The sequence below is a fragment of the Bacillus sp. THAF10 genome (assembly GCF_009363695.1).
Classification (GTDB): Bacteria; Bacillota; Bacilli; order Bacillales; family Bacillaceae_I; genus Sutcliffiella_A.
Genome location: NZ_CP045403.1, coordinates 580807 through 601816, shown reverse-complemented (window position 1 = coordinate 601816; position 21010 = coordinate 580807). Strand labels below are relative to the sequence as shown.

At 35.8% G+C, this 21010-nt stretch carries 14 protein-coding genes, 2 pseudogenes and 1 riboswitch; of the genes and pseudogenes, 3 read left to right on the top strand and 13 right to left on the bottom strand.

The window, feature by feature from the left end; translation table 11 throughout:
- Window positions 1–132 precede the first annotated feature (132 nt).
- Window positions 133–235: riboswitch (purine riboswitch) on the bottom strand.
- A gap of 250 nt (window positions 236–485) precedes the next feature.
- Window positions 486–1262, bottom strand: coding sequence for a hypothetical protein (locus tag FIU87_RS03325; RefSeq protein WP_152443275.1), 777 nt, complete (start codon window positions 1260–1262; stop codon window positions 486–488).
- Window positions 1263–1608: 346 nt separating this feature from the next.
- On the opposite strand from FIU87_RS03325, the gene FIU87_RS03320 reads away from it, so the two are divergent.
- Window positions 1609–2178, top strand: a complete 570-nt coding sequence (locus FIU87_RS03320) for a transglutaminase-like domain-containing protein (RefSeq protein WP_172970933.1) — start codon at window positions 1609–1611, stop codon at window positions 2176–2178.
- Window positions 2179–2890: 712 nt separating this feature from the next.
- Here FIU87_RS03320 and FIU87_RS03315 read toward each other — a convergent pair.
- From FIU87_RS03315 to FIU87_RS03295, 5 genes are read right to left on the bottom strand one after another with little or no spacing between them, the layout of a single operon-like run.
- Window positions 2891–7459 (bottom strand): coiled-coil domain-containing protein, encoded by a 4569-nt coding sequence (locus tag FIU87_RS03315; RefSeq protein WP_152443273.1) that lies wholly within the window; start codon window positions 7457–7459, stop codon window positions 2891–2893.
- On the bottom strand, window positions 7459–7704 hold the full coding sequence (locus FIU87_RS03310; RefSeq protein ID WP_152443272.1) for a hypothetical protein: 246 nt from the start codon (window positions 7702–7704) through the stop codon (window positions 7459–7461). The genes FIU87_RS03315 and FIU87_RS03310 overlap by 1 nt, the downstream gene beginning before the upstream one ends.
- Entirely contained in the window at window positions 7704–8465 is a 762-nt protein-coding gene (locus tag FIU87_RS03305; protein ID WP_152443271.1) for a DUF6063 family protein, read from the bottom strand. Before FIU87_RS03305 ends, FIU87_RS03310 begins: the two co-directional genes overlap by 1 nt.
- The gene (locus FIU87_RS03300) at window positions 8431–9963 is read right to left on the bottom strand and encodes a hypothetical protein (protein ID WP_152443270.1); all 1533 of its coding nucleotides are present in this window, start codon (window positions 9961–9963) and stop codon (window positions 8431–8433) included. Before FIU87_RS03300 ends, FIU87_RS03305 begins: the two co-directional genes overlap by 35 nt.
- Window positions 9963–11087, bottom strand: a complete 1125-nt coding sequence (locus FIU87_RS03295) for a Wadjet anti-phage system protein JetD domain-containing protein (protein WP_152443269.1) — start codon at window positions 11085–11087, stop codon at window positions 9963–9965. The genes FIU87_RS03300 and FIU87_RS03295 overlap by 1 nt, the downstream gene beginning before the upstream one ends.
- A gap of 160 nt (window positions 11088–11247) precedes the next feature.
- On the opposite strand from FIU87_RS03295, the pseudogene FIU87_RS03290 reads away from it, so the two are divergent.
- Window positions 11248–11644 (top strand): annotated as a pseudogene (locus FIU87_RS03290) (IS1595 family transposase); the annotation flags it as partial.
- Window positions 11645–12183: 539 nt separating this feature from the next.
- Here FIU87_RS03290 and FIU87_RS03285 read toward each other — a convergent pair.
- From FIU87_RS03285 to FIU87_RS03280, 3 genes and pseudogenes are all read right to left on the bottom strand, one after another.
- Window positions 12184–12792, bottom strand: a complete 609-nt coding sequence (locus FIU87_RS03285; protein WP_172970932.1) for a DUF1643 domain-containing protein — start codon at window positions 12790–12792, stop codon at window positions 12184–12186.
- 130 nt (window positions 12793–12922) lie between these two features.
- Window positions 12923–13087: pseudogene (locus FIU87_RS21650) on the bottom strand (restriction endonuclease); the annotation flags it as partial.
- A gap of 27 nt (window positions 13088–13114) precedes the next feature.
- A complete protein-coding gene (locus FIU87_RS03280; RefSeq protein WP_152443267.1) occupies window positions 13115–13438 on the bottom strand; it encodes a nucleoside triphosphate pyrophosphohydrolase in 324 nt (107 codons plus the stop codon).
- 125 nt (window positions 13439–13563) lie between these two features.
- Here FIU87_RS03280 and FIU87_RS03275 point away from each other — a divergent pair, with 125 nt between their 5' ends.
- Window positions 13564–14934, top strand: a complete 1371-nt coding sequence (locus tag FIU87_RS03275; protein WP_152443266.1) for a Sau3AI family type II restriction endonuclease — start codon at window positions 13564–13566, stop codon at window positions 14932–14934.
- A 36-nt stretch (window positions 14935–14970) separates the two neighbouring features.
- Here the strand turns inward: FIU87_RS03275 and dcm are convergent, their stop codons facing one another.
- The 4 genes from dcm to FIU87_RS03255 all read right to left on the bottom strand — a co-directional run bounded on the left by dcm (window position 14971) and on the right by FIU87_RS03255 (window position 20242).
- Window positions 14971–16218: a DNA (cytosine-5-)-methyltransferase gene (dcm, locus tag FIU87_RS03270; RefSeq protein WP_152443265.1), complete on the bottom strand. Its 1248-nt coding sequence runs from the start codon at window positions 16216–16218 to the stop codon at window positions 14971–14973.
- A gap of 383 nt (window positions 16219–16601) precedes the next feature.
- Complete coding sequence (locus tag FIU87_RS03265; protein ID WP_172970931.1) at window positions 16602–17384, bottom strand: BglII/BstYI family type II restriction endonuclease; 783 nt, start codon at window positions 17382–17384, stop codon at window positions 16602–16604.
- A gap of 216 nt (window positions 17385–17600) precedes the next feature.
- Window positions 17601–18263 carry a ribonuclease H1 domain-containing protein gene (locus tag FIU87_RS03260; RefSeq protein ID WP_152443263.1) on the bottom strand — a complete coding sequence of 221 codons (663 nt, stop codon included), beginning with the start codon at window positions 18261–18263 and terminating at the stop codon, window positions 17601–17603.
- 50 nt (window positions 18264–18313) lie between these two features.
- Window positions 18314–20242, bottom strand: a complete 1929-nt coding sequence (locus tag FIU87_RS03255; RefSeq protein WP_152443262.1) for a 3'-5' exonuclease — start codon at window positions 20240–20242, stop codon at window positions 18314–18316.
- Between the last annotated feature and the right edge of the window lie 768 nt (window positions 20243–21010).

Here is a 21010-nt window from a genome sequence, read left to right as displayed (position 1 = left end):
GCTGCTCTGACCAAAAGAAAAAGGCCTAGAAAATAGAATAATTTCTACCCTCTACACCTACGAGTTCAAGTATAAACAACGACGCAGACATGCAACCCTGCATCAAAAGTTGGAATCAACAAACAAGCTGATTCTCCATACACTTTAAATCGTAGTCCAGTTCTTTAACGGGAACCGGGTAGAGACACTCAGACCATATTACCGAGTATATACGAGTAAATATTTCATTTTACTACTTTTCTAATATAACAAACAGATATGGGATTATCAATAAAAATACGAATATTAATACTAAATACCTACTATAATGTTCGGTTTTAATTATATCGCAACTAGATTAATGCATAGAAGTTACTACTCAAATGATGAAAAATTCAATCCTTCAGGAGTGAAAAATGTCATTATCCACACGAAAAATAACGAAAAAGCCAAATTTCCTTATAAAGAAATTTGGCTCTTTGGATAGCTAGTTTACAACTCCTGTGCTACTGGCTGCATATGTTGGCTAACCGTCGTATTTCATCACTTAATTTTTGATTAACAGGATACACTTCTTCTATGAAATGTAAAATACAAAGAGCTGATTCAGGTACATATTCATATCCCTGTACCATGTCTGCAATAATCTCCGCGAAACGAGGGAATCTTTTTTCCAGACGCCTCTCGTTTCCGAAAGGATCGGGAAAGTAATCCACCTCTTGCTCGATCAAATGAAGGACGGATAAAATTCTGTCCACAGCATAACCTTGCACAAACCTCGTCGCTGATAGTCGCTCTCCCCTTGCATAGCGGCAGAGTCCTACATAGAGATTCGTTAAAGCTTCGTTCAAAGGATGGTCTAGGGAGTTTTTTCTGAGGCTAGGTATCGGGTTCGAAGGCTTTGAAATTCCTGTATTGTTGTAGGAGGGATCCTTCCAAACGATTCTTCCTTCCGTATAAGAACCATTAAGCAGTTCAGATTCCTCAAATATTGCATATTCTCCAAACATTCCGTCCTCGAACATAATCTTATAGCCAATCTCCGAATTCTTAAAAGAATACGCTAATGGGTGAACTTCTTCTAGCCAATCCAAATGGTCGATATATCTGCTTTTCTGATCCTGCCTTACAATGACAAAGAAATCCAAATCTGAATAATCGTCCATCCGAGCAGTCTCGATTCCAACAGAACCGACACCTAACAATAAGAGTGCACCACCTTTTCTTTCCAGTGATTTTCCGATTTCTTCAAGGCGGTGTAGCAGCATTTCTGTTCTCAACATCAAAATCCCTCCTTTAACAATGCAAAAAGGGTCCAACCTACTTTTCAGCGAGGTTGAACCCAAAGGTTACATTGCCTTTATTTTCCTAATTTGATTTTATCATAATTTTTAATTTCTTTCTACGGGAATTATTTATTGTAATGTTTAAAGTGCTGGGAAGTACTGGTAAATAAATAATATTCGTTAAAGACAATTACTCTATTAGGATGATTATTTTGGCGTATTTGTCTTTATACTGTGCAAGACATATTTACGGTAAAATGAGAACTTTGTAGGGAAAAGTATTGTTAATAAAAATTTCAGTTGATAAAATTATAAAAAAATATTTTATATATGAGGTGTAATTTTGACCCAGACAAAATCCTTTCGAGTTGTTGCTGACGAAATACCTTTTGAACATGTACAAAAAGATAAGATTTACAAGACATTTTTTGCAATATCTGATTATTACAAGAAAAAACCTAATCCAGGAGCATGCCATTTAATCTCTAGTGTTTTTCATGTTTTATTGAAGGAACAGGATATAGAAAATGACTTGTGTATAGGTGAAGTTTTAACTGAAAACGCCTTGTTTTTTGACCATTCTTGGATTGAGATAGATGGAAGAGTCTTTGACATTGCAATTCAGCTTACTTTGCAAAATGAAACAAATCCCCCGGTTTATGCAGGATATGATTTATATACTAAACGAATAGCATATAGAGTATATGGAGTAGATTCTCCGTCTGGATTTGATTTGGATGCGAAAAAAGTTTTTGAAACCCCATTTTTAAAGTATATGAATGGTTATGGAAATTTTAAAGAAAGTGCTTGGCAGCTCGTTAAAGTAATCGGAAAAGACCTTCGGTTGAATTTTGATTTGAAAGAACTTCCGAAGCGATATGCTAATACGCAGAGAAAATTTATATCAAGATGACGAGGGGAAGATGTTATTTTAAATTGTAAAGATAACACTTTTTAAAAAAGCAGACATGTCTTTTCAACGTTTTATATTGGTAGCAATTATGTCTCTTATAGAAGTCGATGACAACTTTCTAATATTATAAGAAAGAAAAACAGAGCAGAGTTAAACATTATTGCTCTGTTTTTTTTACACCTAAAAGTTCGCTTGATTCGAACTTTTTCCTGTCCTTGAAATATTTTCTATTGTCCTGACAAAACTATTTATTGCTACTGCTGTAATGGAAATGCGTCAGGAATCATATTGGTCGTCTCGTTCCTTTTGTTTGGAATTGGAATAATCCATGAATTAACGATATTTCAATCTTTTCATGTAATAAATGACTTGCTGTATAGCTGTTTTTTTTGCTTTTTAGAATAGCTCATTGAAACTTAAATTAATAAGATATCAATAACATTGTGAAATTTGCTTTATTACATATCAATTATGCAATTCACTAACCAATTGTCTTATAATTACCGTTCCTCTATAAACACATCTTCTTATTCGAACACAAAGTTTCTGTTTGTTCAACCCTTAAGAGAACATCCCTTAATAAAATTGATGAATTCAAAAGTGCACACCTATCTAATAGGTGTGCACCTCATATAATTTCATTAAAATACGTTTAGTATACTGTATCCATACATAAGCCTTCCAGGAAAACCGAATAACGCAGGATCGCTTATCAAGCTTCTTTATCCGCATTGTTATCCAAGACACTAATGTTATTTAAGAACTTCCGGTAATTCTTAAATAATTTCTTAGTTAAGACCTTCTTGCCTTCCTTCACTTGAATACTCATATTATGAACGGTATGGAATTTAGCGGTTATCTGGACATTTGTGATTGGTGGAGCTACCACTAGCCATTGAATATTAAGTAAATCAAGCAAACTAAACGTTGCTTCAACCAATTCATTTGCCGACATGGTACCAAAAGGGTTATCCGTCACAAGAAATAAGGAGCTGTTTTCATCTACGCGTTGCCTCATTAGCATCGCTATAACGATGAATTGTGCCATTAGGGTTTGTCCTCCACTCTTCGTCGCCGAGTCAACGCTGCCATTGTTGATTACTTCCCATTCTTTGTATTTGGCATGTTTCGCACTTCCTCGCAGGAGCGCACCTTCTATTCCTGGTATGTGTATCAACAGTCGCGGATACTGACCTAACGCCTTCAATACTACATTGGAGACATTAACAGTTTTTGCAACATCCCAAACCGTTAAATCATCCACGTCTTTTTTTCCTTTCTTTACATACCAATCAATTTCATTCATACAAAACTCATGTACAAGAACCTTTATATCCTCCAGGTTAGTCGGGAAAGGAAAATGCTTATTGTATTTGATAAGCGGAAAACGTTCCCCTGTCCAGTTTACAATAGTCATTTTTGATACAAGATTCTCCAGTTCCCTTACAATTTGTAAGACTCTTCTTGAGCTTCTGTCGACCCACAACCCAACCGCTTTATCAGCTTTTTCCTTTTGCTCCAGCTCATTCTGCAAGTTATGTTTCGCCCAATCCAGATAGTTATTCAAGTTGTTGATGGCTTCGTCGTATTCGATATCCCGTATAGCTGATAGGAAGTAAACCAATTCGTTCTTGTAGTGTTCCGGCAGATGTTGAAATGCTTCAACCTTGTCCTTCAATTTATTGACCTTTCCCCTAATAAAGTCACGGCACTCTTCGCTTTGCTTTCGGAACTTAGTGAAAATACTGTTCCACTCAAAATAAAACTCTCCAGGATTGTTCATTCCTTTTATTATTTCTTTTTCTGATAATGGAACAGCCTTTTTGCTTAAATGGAAATTATTCGACCTTATGAAGCGAGCAGTGTTTTCAATTTCGTTCATAGTTCTCTGTAATGAAGCAATGAGAACATCAGCTTCTTTAATCTCTCTTTTTAATAATCTACGCTGATATCGATATTGCTCTTTAGCTTCCTTGCAATCCACTTTGTCAATGTACTGAGCTCCTTCTTCCGGGAAATCCTTTTCCATTTCTAGTTCTTTGTCTTCTATGCTACTCTTAACTGATGCCATTTCTTTGTTATTCAAGCTCATATCTTCATGAATCTTGTCCAGTTTCTTCTGAACCTCTACCATATTTTTTTCATTCTTTTTAACATCGTTGGCAAGATGAAGAATGTCTTCCGCAGGAACATTTATTTCTTTCCACTTATTATCTCCGCATATGGTCTGGAGCTCTGTTTCAATGTCCACCAATTTCTCATTCAATACTTTTGCTTCTGCCCTAATATCAGCAATTCTCGCATTCTTGCTGCTAACATCTGCTTCAAATTCCTGGTACTCCACTAGTTTTCTATATGCTTCAGGAGATAAACTGTGTGGATAAGATTGTGGGCGCAGATCATCACCGGTATAGGACGCAACCTCATCTGCAACTGTCATGTGAACATCTTTCAGCATCCTTTTAAGAATCCTAAAATGCTTATTCACATATTCAAACCAAGCTTTATAACTGAGTTCGTTATTGATTTTTTGAGTTGTAAGATGGTCATAAGATTGTGTTAGTTGGTTGATTAGGTTTACCTTATAACTCCTTTGTTCTTCCAGTCTGGACTTCTCTTTCTTATTTTTCTTATCTTCCTCGATAGCTTTATTTAGAGCTGCAAGTTCCTTCATTTGCTCGTCCAGATTCCTTACAGCGGCTTCAGTATGGCTTATATCACTTTCTAACTGTTGCTTATCTTGTAGCGTGTCATCCAGCTTTTTGTGAAGCAGTATTAAGTTATCTTGTACCGCCTTTTCACCTTTCACTAATTGAAGATAGCTGTTGTCTAACTCCACTTTTATCGGCTCATCCAGAATGCGGATGATTTGCCCAATGACTTTTTCAGCTTTTTTAATTACATTATTTATAGTTTCCAGTTCAAAATCAATATCATCAGCTTGCTTCTCTAAAGTTGCTTTCCATTGTTGATACTCAACATCGTCTTCTATAAATAGGAAGCTTAAGTCCTTTAACACATAATTCACTTCATCCAATTTATTTAGGTGCGGATTGGTTGTTATATGTTTTGTTTTTTTACTTGCTTGTGTTCGGTCAATTAATACAACATGGTTTCGAAGCAATTCTTCCTCAATAAATGAAAGATTTAACCCTTCGAATTTATCCTCCAATACCACAATGCTATATCGAATTGCCGGGTTTCGTTCTAGTTCAAACTTTGCTTCATCCCTGGTTAACTTACTCAAAAACTCTGTACCAAACATAGTATTTATTTTTTGAGCATCCAACAAGCTTTTAACCTTGAGTAAATCCTTATTAGGAATGTAGCATCCTTTGCTTTCACCTTCCTCGATTAGAAATACATCTTCATCCAAGTTCCATTTCTTCCTGAGCTCGATTTGGTATTTATCCCTATACGATTGAAGATGAGATTCAAGACGCGTTCTTAATTCCGCATATTCGTGTCTTTCTAATTCAGCGGTGATTGGCTCTTTTAGAAGAGAGGAAGCGCCATCTACAATCATATTTTCTTTCTCTTTTGACGCCCTCACATTCTCTGCTGTTTTTGCAATATCTAATTTAAGAGTCTCAATTTCCACTTCTTTCTTTCCGATGTCTACGTTAAGATTAAGGATAGTCTGTTCTTTTTCAACCTTCTTCTCAAGTTTGTCTTGTAAAGCTGACGACTCCTTTTCATGCTCCTGTTCAACTGACACCAATATGTCATAAATCAGATATGTTAATTCATCACCATATCGACTGTTTGCTTCTCGTATTTTTTCTTCATGATGTTTTATTGCCTTCTCTACATCCCTTAACTGATATGTAATCTCGCTGCACTCTTCTCTCTCAGTTTGGAGTTCACTTTGTAGTGACATCAATTTTTCTTCGTGAGCCTTCATTGAAGACGCATTTCTGTTCATTTCTTTTTTCCATTGATTTGAAATTTCATTCCAATTCGCCAAAAAGTATTGCTTTATTTCTTCCATCTTTTTGTTGGAAGCTGAAGTGTCTTCTGACTCAATCAGCGCAGCAATGCTATGATTTTTTTCATCAATAGATTTGACCAGGTCTTCTCTCCTTTTTAACTCCAATCGCACTTTGGATTCCGTTAAATCCTTCTTAACCGATTTTAATGTTAAATCTTCTTTCTTCTGCTTATGCTCCAATTCAAAGTATTCCCCATCTAAGGCATCCTTCTTTTGGCGCAATGAAATGTAGTCTACATTGTGAAATTTCCATTCCGTCATATACAATTCTTTCTTGCGTTGAGCTTGTTCTTGTTCCTTTTCCGACAGGTCTTTCATCTTCTCGGCAGATACCGCCTCTAGAAGCTCTAGTAACGATATTCCTTTTCCTATACAATCCTCCAATGACATTTCCAGTACCTTCCCCATTTCAAAATTTTCTTTTAAAGGTAGGATTAAATCATTGATTTGCTCGATGTTATCGACCATCGCAAGCAAGTCAGGTAACTCCTTAGATATTTTCAGAGTATCCAAGAACGTTACACTGATAGACGAGACATCACCTTTGTTCCTTGAATCAATTCCTTCAATCTTATCGTTAATGGTTGGAATTAGTAATTTATAAAAGAGACCTAAATTATCAGTAGCCCCTTTAAAGAAATCCCCAAAATCCCCCTCGGAAGTATTGATTTGCTTGATAATAGAGATGGTTGCCTCCGTCACTCCGTATTCCTCAATTTTTTCCCTGTACCCCTCAACATCTTGCATAGGAAAAAACATATAATCGTTTTCATCTTTTAAGTTTGCTTTCAGTTCATCGAGACTCAGGCTTTCTTCCTCTTTTTCATCCCACAAGTTATCAAATGGATAATCTTTGAAAATATCAACCTTTTCAAGGGGACCCACTTCTTTGACATAGGTAAAATAATCAAGACCCACAGAGGAGGCATCTGTATCCCTTCCCAATGAGGTAAATTTCGGTGCAATAGATATGCCCAATATCACGCTTTTCATATCCGACAAATACCATTCCTGAATAATATGGACAGTATAATATACGGGCTTCCCTTCGTTATTATAAAAAAAGTGACTTACTTTATTTTTCTCATTTTTCCACGGTGAGCCAGGTTCAAGAGTTTGTATCAAGGTTTGTAGAAAGACACCTTTACCTCCACCATTACGAAGACTGTACATAGCATGACCAGGATGATGTTCCGGAAGCGTAAAATCAAGTTCAAGATTTTCCGTGTGTATCTCCATTGAATCGTATTGCAATCCGACAATCCGCATTTTCGCCAATCTTGCTTCCATTATGCTCTCACCTCTCCACTTTCTCTTACATCCTTAATTGATGCCTTCGATAAACCACATCGGTCTCGTTTTTTAATCATATTGCCAATACGGGTTTTAATGCGTTCATAAAAGTACGTTTTTGAGGTAATCATACCCGGATGGTGTTCAGGAAAAGTAAAATTTAGCTCAAAATTTTCCGAAAGTACCTCCATGAAATCGTACTTCAATATGACAACCCTCAATTTCTCAAATTTTGTTTTCATTACGCCCCCATCTCTCCACTTTCTCTTACATCCTCAATCAATACCTTCAATAAATCATATCGGTCTTGGAACTTATCCATGTTGCCAAATCTTGCCTTTAAACGTTCATAAAAGACTGGCTTGGGTGTTACCTTACTCATTTGAGCCGTTTGCTCAATGAAAACCATTTTATCCTTTTCCAACTCCCTAGCAGCGCAATCAATCAACCCTAGTCGGGTATCTTTTGTATAAGATACCCTTCCCTTCACCATCTTGTTGAAGCTTAATACTTTCCACTTGGCATACATTCTTGTCACTGCAAGCGACCATTCTTTAGCGAAGATACCTTCCGAACTTTCATTCAGCTCCTGCCAATGGTTCAATGTTTTCGTTACTAAATCTTCAATTTCACCATAAGAAAAACCGTCATTTTCCCATTTGATTGTGCCTGCTAATTCATTATCCGCTTCTGAAAATATGACCATCCAGATAACACCCATCAGGTAAAGGTCTGTTTGTGTTTCATAACTTTTTACACTTTTTCGCAACTCATTTATTGGGTTGGTTAAAAACGACTTCCCCGGCTGTGCCATGATGTGCATATTTTTTTCTGTACGAACAATCTTGAACCCAAATTGTTCAGTCATCCTTCTCAAACAGTTCCGCACATCTTGAGATTCCACATAGGCATGAACATACGCATGGTCATTCGGGAGATATTTGTGTTGCCACAACTCAGCAAATAATCTAGCTGCGTTTTCCTGGACCTGAGCTTGGTTCATCTGTCTTTTCCTCCTTTAGTATCAGAATAAATTTTGATACATCTACTTTATTTCTTAGAATCGTGGTTTCAGTGACTGGAATACTTTCAATCTCCTTGCCCCAAAGAATGTCCAGTTCTGGATAAACTGCCATTAATTTTGATAGCAAAATAGCTTTATCATCATTCTCGTCTTCTAGATTTTCCTTGCTGATTAAAAATGGTTCCTCAGAGGATGAAAATGCTAACCAGAAATCAAATGCTTCTCGATTTTCTACCCATCTGGCTAATGTGAACTCGTCTAACTCTTTCAAGAAACCCAAAGAAACTTTCCCATTTTTAATCAGTTCGTCAATTACTGGTTTCCACAATAGAAGTATGGACTCCCAATCCATCGTAACGGGTTCAAGTTGTTCTAGAGGACTTCTATTGCGCCCCGCGAATGTATTAACCGGTAATTCTGTCTGATTATCGATTCCCCACTCTAAAGGCAGTATCGAAGGCTTACTAGGTGAAATCATAGACTCGACTAAATCGAGCATGTCGTCCGGTCTTGAAAAACCCACTACCTTTGCCTGTTGCTCCCATATCGTTTTGCGGAAGGAGGTAGTATTGCTTAACCAAATACTCCTGAAATACTTATTAAGTATTTCTAATTCAATCCTGATATTTTCAATAACCATTTTCGCTAGATTATCATGCAAATTTCTTGTCTTAATCAATCTTTTAGTGATTTGCAGATACGTTGAATGGTGTTCAGGAGCAATAGCAATTTTCTTGAGGATTCTGTCTAATTTCGCATATTTTTCTGCTTCTTCTCGGAATTGGTTTTCTACCTCAACTAATTGATGGCTCCACCGTTTGTTTTGTTTATATATGGTTTCCTTAGGGTTCCGAAGAAGCTCGTCCTTGTGGATTTTTTCTTCTTTCAACAATGTTAAAACACGATGATTAAGCGACTCCAACATCCTTAATGCGGATTTTAAATCTCCCTTTTCTATCAGCAGCTCAACTAATAATTGTTGAATGGATATCGGAAGTTGCTTTTGTATTTCATTCGTATTCAAGAAGAGTTCCTTCGCCTCAGAAGTTAAAGTGTAAATGATATTTCCTTCGTCTAAATCACTTACATCTCTATCAACTTCCAAATATTGAAATCTAAATGTTTCCCACTTACCGGTCACTTCGTCATAATATTGTTCCTGGAATGAGAAGGTATGCTTTTTACTATGAGCATTAACCATTATGGCATCTACAACTTTTTCGGCTTCTTCCTCTGTGCATTCAAGTCCCATACAGCGAGCTAACTGTTTTACAGATTGAATTAAGTCATGTCGTGTGCGTTTTAAATCATCCAATAATTCCTGATAAAAAACGATGGTCAACAACCCAAAAGAAAGATGCCTGGCGTATGGGTTTAACTCTCCGAAATCCGCTCCAGTTCCAAGTAACCAAACCGGTATGAGTGTCCTGTAACGTGCTCCAATATCTTCAAGCGATAACTGCATGACTCTATCCATTAATAGAATCCCCCTTTCTGGTAGATTGTCTCAAAATTAAGACACTCTTGGGCGATTCGTTTGTTGTTTCTCCATAACTCCTCAATGGCTAAGTAAACTTCTTCATAGCCTTCAAACTCAGCCTTCAGTACCGGCAAGTAGCTTTCTACTATTCGCTGTTTAGTGAAAACACTGGTCGAGAATTCTTCCGCTTGAAATGCTAAGAAAGAGTAGAAGGCATGTGCTAATGAGATGTTTAAGTCCCAGTTCTTTTGTTTTAAATTGACAAAGATGTTATAGCCCTCATAGTCCATGTCACCGACATAACGAATTATCAGGTCTTTTGGATTGTCCGCAATTTCATTAAGGTAATCAATGGTTCGTTCAATTCTATAACCTTCCCCCCATATTAGGTATCGCGGTATAGGTCCAAAATTCCAAGGCAGCTCTAATGTCAGGATTTCTTTCAACGTGTTATAAGTGGCAAGACCCTCAACAATTATCACTTCTTGATTGTGAGTCTCAGGAGCCTTTTTATTCTCCCAATAATGGAAGGGCTCTCTCACGATTTTATATTTTAGCTCTTTTTCTGTTAGCTTTAGACGATTCAGCAGACGACTTCCTTCTGGAGATGACAGAAATTTCTCGGCTTCAATGTCATTAGGGCACTTTTCATTCCGAAATAGCATTTGCGAACGCTCCTCTCGATTAATAACCAAACTTTCTTCGTTGCTACTTATAAGAAATTGATAGATTCTATTTATAAATCGCCAATCTTCTTCAGTTTGGTGTTTTTTATTGTTTAGATAGAAACTTAAATCCAAGCACCCCATCATTTTGGCTATTTCTTCTTTCTTCCATTGGTTCTCTGCATATTTAGGAAGAAGCCAATAACGTTGGTGCAATGGAGGATTCTTTCCATTGGTCTTAGATTCGGATAGCTTCATAAGTTTTCCGTTCTCTATTAACTCTGAAATGCATTGCCAAAAAACTGGATAACCGCCAAGTTGATGATAGGTTCTTGCATTTCCAATTTCCGAGATAACTTGTGTCTCAAAATCATCCACTTTTAATAATTTTCTTCTTGCTGCTTGCCTCTCTTGGATAGCTTCTAGTAAGTCATTAATCTTGTTATGCAAATCCATGCCTTCAATATCCTTTTTTCCTTATTATCGCCGCTGATTAAAGTTAATAAACGGGTATAAGTGTGCTAAGGCATATTTTTATTTATGCTGTTTTCGTATAGGTTGTTGCTTGCTTGACCACAATAATAGTTTGATATAATGCGGTCTGGTGCGTTCGAAAATGTGGTTAGACAACTATGAAGAATTCAACGAATTATCAAATCAGAACAATTAGCATTGTTTGAAGCAATGAAACAAGACTTGTTTCCTAATGAACCCGACAAAATCACGAAGTTGCTAAAGAGTATTCGATAAAGTCGTTTTAACAGTAGGCTTGCTTGTGTTCGCTGCGGAAGCAAAGATGTGTAGAGGAACGGTAAATACCGTCCACGCCAACGCTATCTCTGTAAATACTGTGGAAAATCTTTCAACGATATTTAAAATACGCCTTTTTAAGGTTCTCGCTAACCTGAAAAATGGATAAAGTATATTGCTTAGATATTCATATCTCTACCTCATTTTTTTTGAGACATAAAATCCTGATTGCAATAGGAACCCACGGTTTTTCATCCATTAGAAGGTAAAATCCTGCAATACACCAGTTGAAATGTTTAAAAGAGCAAAAAAACCTCTCACAATCAGATGTAAGAGGATTTGAATTTTATTTTGTTTGAATGTAAATACTCATCCAGCTTTCTGAAGCTATCTCTACAGGGTAGCTGACATCCAGATTATAAGACAAGTTTGATATTAGTAGCAATAAAGTCCCTTTTAGCATTCGTTTACAGTATTATCCAATTCCAAAAAAAAAAAAAAAAACCTGAGCATTAAACACTGTTGCGCTATTTTTTGATGAATACTATTTCTCAGTATACTTGCGTTATTACTCTGGTACTGCTCGCGTTAACATCACAAAGCCTTGTCCCACAATAGTCACATTGTAATGGAATAAATTGATTTGGATTTGTAGCGAGAGGAGCTTCATATATAAAACAATATTCACAAGTCCTACATCTAATTATGTAACTATTAGTATATCTGTGTGCCTTTTCAAAGAATCCTTGCCCAGACGTACTTCTATTTCTAATACGCTGCATTTACATAACCTCCATCATAATTAATGTATTCCTGTCCCTGGATAAGGTAATAACTCCTTATAATCATACCAGTATTTTCCATTACCTGGATATAACTGTCTATCACCAACCATTTTACCTACACGATAAACATTTTGGTCTTTAACTAATCCAAACATGTCCCTTATTCTTTGTTTATACAAACTTTCAGTAATCTTACTGTAGGCTCCCCAAGCAGCAATTATATGATATTCCTCCTTAAGTTTTGATAGTTCTAGCAAGTAGTTTCTAATAAATTTATCATTCTTCTGAATAAACTGCTTTCCTATCTTAGTTTTAATGTTATCTTTAATATTTTTTGTTTCCCCACCAATTTGAGGAAATAAATTTAATATTGTCACTTTACTATAGTTATTTTCGTTCTTGAACAAATAATCCAAAACACGATAAACAGTGTCATCTGAAATATACTTGCCATTCTCATCTTGCTTACCAGCATTACTGGGATTTTTCATTATTACAACAGCATGTTTTGAGTTATCCCTTCCTTTAAAGGGAACTGTTAGCAAGTACCTATACTCACCTGTTTCATTAAATTTAGCTTTTATCTCGGCCTCAATACAATACTTTGAAAAATAAACTTCTGTCAATTCTACATTCTCCTTTACTTGATAAATACTATATATACTTTATCCATTAACAGGTGAGTATCGTTCTTAAAAAATCCTACTCTTCCTTTTAGTTCAACGGGAAGGATCTTAAGAAATCTACTAACAGCTACTTTAAATCCTGCCCTGGTTGCTCATATGGTAATAACCTAGGATCCCCTTCTGCAAACGTCCCAAAGCATACAATAACAATAAAGGCTTATGTGGCGCTCTTTAATTCCCTTTTTTGCCTAAACGTCAGGTTGCTAATGGAATTCTTTAATTCATCTATCTTCACATGGGTATCCTCATTTATGATGGAGTATCAATCTTCTACCTCTACCAGCAATATTTTGTCTTGAAATGCTCCACGTTTCTCCATTTTTTCCTGACGAACCCTCTCTACTTCTTCTATAGAGGAGCCGTGATAGCTTCCTAGAGCATGGATAATTTCAAGTAGGTCAGCAAGCTCTTCTACTGCTTCCTCATTTGACTGAGCTTCACAATACTCATCCAGTTCTTCGTAGCTTTTTAGTTTGAGATGTTTTATGTAGTCTTGGTCGTTTAGAATTTTAGTGGTGTACTCTTTTCCTGTTGCTTCTATTATTTGTGGTATTTTGTCACGAACTAGTTTGTTGTATGTTGGCATGGTTCCTCCTGAGAGCATTAAATCCAACTAGTGGATATATTTTACTAATAAGTATACATTATCTATTTTTTTCGTTACACTAAAAATATTAAACTACAGAATCTAAAGCTACAAGGAGAAATTCTATGAAGTATGAAACGATAGACGAATTGATGGATAGAGCCTATCAGGCAGAAGGAAAAACATTTGGAGAAATTGATACTACTGGGAGAATAAAAAATATTAAATCCAAAGGAACTCTAGGAAATATTATTGAAGAAAGTTTCTTTAGTTATGCTGTTAATTCAATTGCAGAACCAGACTTTGACAACCTAGGTGTAGAGCTAAAAGTTACTCCTGTTAAGAAGAATAAGAACGGAACTCTTTCTTCAAAAGAACGATTAGTTCTAAATATTATTGATTATATGAAAGAATTTGAGTTAACCTTTGAGAGCTCTTCCTTTTATACAAAAGCTAATAAAATGCTAATAATGCTATATCAATATGAAAAGGAACAAAGTCTAGGTGATTACCGAATATTAAAAGTGTTTTTAAATGAGTTCTCTGAAGAAGACTTAGCTGTAATTCAAAGAGATTGGGAGATTATCATATCTAAAATAAAAAATGGAGAAGCTCATTTGATTTCTGAAGCTGATACCATGTACCTCTCTGCATGTACAAAAGGTGCAAACAAGGAATCCGTTCGAAAACAACCTTTCTCCCCATTAAGAGCAAAGCAACGTGCTTTTTCTTTGAAGGCATCTTATATGACGGGGATTATTCGTAAACACTTAACTCCTGAGCATCTAGAAAGTTTGTCTGCCCACAATGAGTTAAAAGAAAAAACGTTAGAACAAATTTTAGAAGAACGATTCAAGCCACACTATGGCAAGAAAATAGATCAACTATGTACGGAGGTAGGTATACGATATAACCCTAGAAACAAATCGATGATACCTCACATTATGACAAAATTACTTGGGGTTAAGAAAAATAACCTTTCTGATATTGAAGAATTTGCAAAGGCAAACATCACATTTAAAACCATCAGCCTTGAGCCAAATGGTAGTTTAAGAGAACATATGTCCTTTAAAAATATTAATTTTAAGACATTTTTAAATGAGGAATGGGAAGAAAGTGAACTTTACGAGTTGTTTGCAGAGCAAAAGTTTCTTTTTCTAGTGTTTCGCTATACAGAAGATCACGAGCCAAAAGTAAAAAGAATACCTTATTTTGAAGGAATAAAATTGTGGAATATGCCACAACAATCAATTGAAGAAGAGTTATATTCACTGTGGAGTGAAATTGGTGACGTTTTAAAAGCAGGGGTTGAGTTAACCACTAAAGGAAGTAAAACGTATAATAACCTTCCAGGGCCAAAATTTAACAATCTTTGTCATGTTAGACCAAAAGCAAAAGATAGTAAAGATAAAGTTGTACTACCTGATGGTCAATATATTACGAAGCAGTGTTATTGGTTGGATAAACAATATGTACTAAGTATTTTAGATAAATAAAAAAATCTGGGAGCACAAAAGATGCTCTCAGATTTTTTAATCTTTAAATACCAAATCCAACTCTTCTTGACGACCACGAATATTTTCGTTTTCAATCTCCATGATCCTTTTCCCCATTCGTTCTATTAGACCAACTACTAATGCATTCCCCATACAGAAATATCTCATTCTATCTGTCATACCTTCAGTCCAATTATCTGGGAAACCATTTAGTCGCTCACATTCAACGGGTGTTAGAATTCTCAACCTTTTCGTTTGAGGGTCTTCTACAACATGCGTGCTTCTATTCACTGTTCCTTCACTAGTTAGCATGGTTCTACCAGGTTTATCTAATGGTTCTGGAAAAGACATCCCACCCTCAGAAAAGAAATATTTATGACCTGTGGCAGATGTTCTCTCTATTCTTTTTGGTCCTTTTAGGTATTCAAACTTTTCTATAGCTGCTTCTGATAGATAGTATTTTTCATCCACATTGGACTCTAAGATTTCTCCAAGTATCACGGGTTTCTCTTCTATTGGAGTTACTTCCTCTGTATAAACCAATCCATCACGCATAATTCCTGCGTTATAGTAGTTATATGAAACTTCATCTGATATTTCAACCAGATCTTGTTTCATAATAATAGATTGTGGTTTTTTCTTAGCGTTTATTTCACTTTTCACAGGAAAAGCTTTTGCAAAGAAGCCTTGATCATGTAACATCTCACTGTCAGTATAGCTTCTATTATTGATAACGTACGGAGTTTGATTTTTCGTTGCAAATATGAAAACCCTTCTTCTTCGTTGAGCCTGTCCATATTCTGCAGCATTTAGCACTCGCCATTCTACTGTATAATCAAGGTCTCTTAGGCTGGCTAACATAATTGAAAAATCTCTTCCACGTTGTTTAGAAGGGGACTTCAATAAACGGTCTACATTTTCCAATAAAATGTGCTTTGGACTTGTTTCTTTTACAAACCGAACTATCTCCCAAAAGAGTACACCTTTCTTTCCTTGTATCCCCTTTTCACCGTTCAGGCTTCTTGCAACTGAATAATCCTGACAAGGAAAGCCCCCAACAATTAAATCAATATCTTGATTCTCAAATATTTCTGTATCCACTGTTGAAATATCTTCGTTAGAATGTATCCCGTTGTTGTGGAATTGACGAGCATAACAATCAAATGCATGTTGTATTTTCTTAGAGGGTTCCCATTGATTACCCCAAACTATATTAAATCCACCTGCGGCCTCTAACCCAATGCGAAAACCACCTACACCGGCAAATAATTCAATTACGTTCATAAAGACCGAACATCCTTTCGGCTATTATCAATTTTGACATGTAAAATTTAATCTAAATTTTTTAATACTAATTAAGTCATAAAGCCTTATTATAACAGATAAGGTGAACTTAAGAGAAGTGCAAAAAAGAACCAAATAGAACATACGTTCTTATTTTATTATAGCTCATACATATAAATTTGTATAATAATTCACTATAATTTTATGAAAGTCAGTTGGAGGGGAATTACAAACATTAAAAATCTACCAAATATGTTCATTGCTACAAAGACAATTTATATTTCAACTCCAGCTCTAACTGTTTAAAGTCCTTTTAAAGATTTATTACGGTTTCTAAGTTTTGGTTAAATTATTATAGTATCCGTCCATAAAATGGTATAGCTTTATTTTATATCTATACCAATTAACCAAATAGGCATACTTAAAACATTTTTATACTCTTCAAAAACATCCTTGCTCTTTTTAAAATTAACAGTCCCGTCACTTATAGCATCAGCAAGCACTCCAGTTGCAGTTACATATATAAACAAATCTACTTCTTCATCACGTTCAATCTGAATTACTTTTAAAATATCTCGGTAAACCAGACCCCAATTTCCAAATTGAATTTCACCAAGGATTGTTGGAGTTTGCTTTTTAAAGTCAACATCAATACCAATACCGACAGGTTCATTTTTTAAATTCATCTTATTTGATATTTGTTTCCATAGCGGTCGTTTACCAAGTTCTGTTTTCCAAAGTTCAGACCCATTATGAAGAGCTCTTCTTCCAAAGCACAAATTTCTGAAATTGACCAAATTATATTGATTATCAATATGACCAAAGTCAAATCCAGCTGTTTTTAAAGAATCATAAAAAACACCTTCTTCAAATGTAACTTCGTACTTAAACTTCAGGGGAGAGTTCTTAAACCTTTTCCTTATACCGAAATTTAATGGTTTCGCTTCAACCCTTCTTTTAAAAGATTTATTCTTTTTAGGTTCTGAATTTAAAATTTGCTTTGTTATCTTTCCATTAAGAATAAAAGTAATTGCGTCTTTTACCTCAGTGTGATTTTGTAAAAATAAGTCACTATGTCTATAATGTTCTTCATCAGCAACGTATAGCTCTACAGTGCTCTTTCTGTTCCATGCATTAGCTTGTAATTGATTCATTTCGTTTTTCATTATTAACCTCATCTTCTCTTTTGCAGTAAACTACAAAAGATGTCCTATTTCTAAGACATCTTTTCAGCATATGTTGAATAAATTAAAAACCTCAATAAAATGTTTGGTATTTCCTCTTTCTCTATTTTACCATTATTTAAAATTTGAATGTGTAGGGTACCCAAAGAATTCAATTACAAATTCAGTTGTTGCAATAACTATTTAAGGAGAATGGTTTCATCCCTTCCTCCCAAAATCCGCCTTAATCTCGCCCCAAACCTTTGTCTCCCACTTAATGATTTTATTTGGGTACTCATTTGTTTGAAGCCAGATTTCTGCCCTTCTGATAAGTAACCATAACCGTTTGGTGGAGGCATTTTGTTCAATATTTGTATTAGCTTTTTTGTTTCGAACCCAGCTTATTGCAGTTAAAGAATCTGAATAGATTGGAAGATTACTTTGTTTTTGTTTAAGCAGTGCTAGAGCATGAACAATTGCTAGGAATTCCCCAATATTATTAGTTGCATGATCGATCGGTCCAAAGTGAAAGATTTGTTTTCCATTCTTGGTATAAACACCTTGATATTCCATGATTCCAGGGTTTCCACTACATGCAGCGTCTACGCTGATACTTTCTTCCTCAAAATTTATTGATTGAACATCATTAGAAAAAATATCAAGTTGAGCTTTATGTTTAGGAATAGCTTTTGTATCCCGTATCCTACTATTTGGCCCACCAGATTCATAAGCTTGTTTAGCCTCTTCCTCTGTTGGATAAGATCTAAATCTGGATCCTGGTACACCATGCACCTGCCTTTTGCAATCCTCCCAGGTAGAAAAGACTCCAGGTTGTTTTCCAGACCATACTACATAGTATTTCTTTTTCGGTTTTTTTGGCAAAATATCACCTCATTGCAACTTGTGTATTGTGTTGAAGTAATCCTTACATTCTATTGATTTACTTGTCTCTCTTTATTCTGTATCTTAGCCATCAAGTCTCTCTTCCAACCTTCAAAATAACTCGTAAACTCCGACTTCCCAGAATAAGAGATGCACAAATATTCTTTGGCCCTCGTCATTCCGATATACATTAATGACACTTCCCGTTCCTTATCTTTCTCAAGTGGAAAAGGCATGGTATCGGCTTTTACGATAAATACTGCTTGGAAGTCCAAACCTTTGCTGCTGTCAATTGTGCTTATTTTTACCGTTTCTTCTTCTCGATTAAATGCTCTTTTACTAGCTTCATTTTCTGTGATCCATGTTGCTGGAATGCCTTCTTTTTTGAGTGCTCTTTGGATTGTGCCAATTATGTCTACTTGATGTGTTCGTTTTACACGATATAGGATAAGCATTTCTGAGAAAGGGACCTTCCTAACTTGGTGAAGCTGTTGTATTTGCCTTGCAATGATCTGCATTTCTTTTGTAAAACTCTCCGTTTTCAAGATTGCAGGTTCTGGTCCTTTGCGCTTCGTACTTTTTGGAGAGATTATCTCTACTCCATCAGTCTCTCCAACAACTACCTTGTTTTGTAGGGAAGAATTCTTTTGGAAAAAATCCCAAGCACAATTCACAATCTGAGTAGTGTTACGGTAGTTGATATTTAATATTTTGGATCTACCGCGGAAATCTAGTCCTGTGTCTTTGATGTAGCTTCTTTTTCTTGGATATATAGTTTGCGCCCGATCTTCCACAAGAAGTAGTGCTTTCGTTTCAGGGTTAAGGCATAAGCTAACGAGATGCAGCCAGTTTGCTTCAAAATCCTGACCTTCGTCAATAAGGATAGCATCATATTTTGGAGCAATTGCTTCTCCCTTCTCCAACTTTTCAATATAAGTATCAACAATTCCCTCATTCATTTTCAGGTCATTTTTTAACCATTGATGAAAGTTCCTCACTTCAGTGTTCGTTGGAACTTTTGTTACCTGATCTTCTCCATCACCAAAATGAAAATCGAATAGATTATCAGGCTCTGAAGCCATGGCTCTTACAATTTGAGTGATGTTTTGAGAGAGTGATATGTTGTAGCAAAGAATCAGTATTCTCCAATCTGGATTTTCTTTAGCCAACATTTTTGCTCTACTAGCAAGAATGATAGTCTTCCCGCTACCAGCAACTCCACGGATTAGTCTGTTCTTATCCCCAATTTGTTTAGCCATATTCTCCTGATGAAAATCCATCGTTTTGATATCTCTTAATGATAGAAGCAGTTGATCCTGATATGGTACGGGCTCTTTAAATTCCGCGCCAATCCGAACTTCAGGAAAAAGATAGTATCTTATCGTACTAATATCCTCATATGTAAGCGGCTCTCTTAATCTAAACGGAACTTGGAACATATTAATTAGCTTTTCGACAAGTACTTCCTCTGAGAACCCCTCATAATCCGGGTCTATCTCTTCCCTAGTAAGCATGCTCTCTGGGTCAATAATGGAATAGACTCCATCTTCTAATACCTGTTTTTGGTTTAGTCTAGTAAAAACAACGCCATATCCATATGGGAATTTCAGTTTAAACTGATGCTTGCCCTCAGTTTGGATCAAATTCTTATCCCTTTTCAACACTTCATTTATCTTAAACACATAATCTCTTGCCTGTTTAAGTGGACTTTTCACACTATGTAGATTTCCACTAGTATCTCTTATTGTCCACTCATCCTTATTCAACTGATACAACGTATTCCTTGTGTAATCTTTGACCTCAAGAACAATCAACCCCAAATCAGGGCCAATAATAACAAAGTCTGGCCTAGTCCCCTGAATCTCCGGTTCATAATAAACTATATAATCATCTGGCAAATATTCCTTCAAAGTACGAAACAAAATTCTCTCCCCAGAAGTAGCACTGCTCCTAATCGTTTCCGGAACCGTAATGGCCATCCTTTTCACCTACCGACAAAATATTACTTTTATTATAGCAAAAGGACTAGGATATTTACATAAAGTTACAAAAAATACAAAAAAGGTGCAGTATTGTATTACTGAGCACCTTTTAATCAATATAATCTTTTTGATAGCTTTTTCATAAATCAAAGTAAAGATATAAATCTAGTTTAAGTTGTGGTAATTTTCACCTGTATTTGGCAAAACTTTTGTAGGTAATGGCATCTAACAAAGTACAGAAATCTGTATTTATATCCATACTCTATGAGCTTGACACGGAGCCTCTATGGTCATGAATTCGGCAATATGGCAAACTCATAACTTGCCTAGGCATATGGAGCCTATCATAACCATTTCTCCGTGTAAAGATGTTGATATTCATTTTACAGTGCATACTCTTAGCTGCCAAAAGATACATTTTTAAAATGCCAGCAACAAAAGGTACTGTTTACTGATATCTGTGGCGATACTAACTTCCGCTGCAATGAATCCTAAAAACTTGCTAGTTGGGCCTATTTAGCCCTAGCCCTTCCAAGCAAAATGCCTTAAAACAACGAAACCCCCATTTCAGCTGTGAACTGAAATGGGAGTTTGTCTACGGTCTGAAACGCTCGGTTAAAGTAAATCGAAGTTTTAGAGATTCCATTTTTTCCTTTTTCTGTGCACTTCAAAAAGTCAAAAAATATTATCCCTTACTTTTTTGAAAAATGTTTTGGATGGGCTCGTACTTATTCCTCAGTTCCGAAATGACATTAATCTATATTA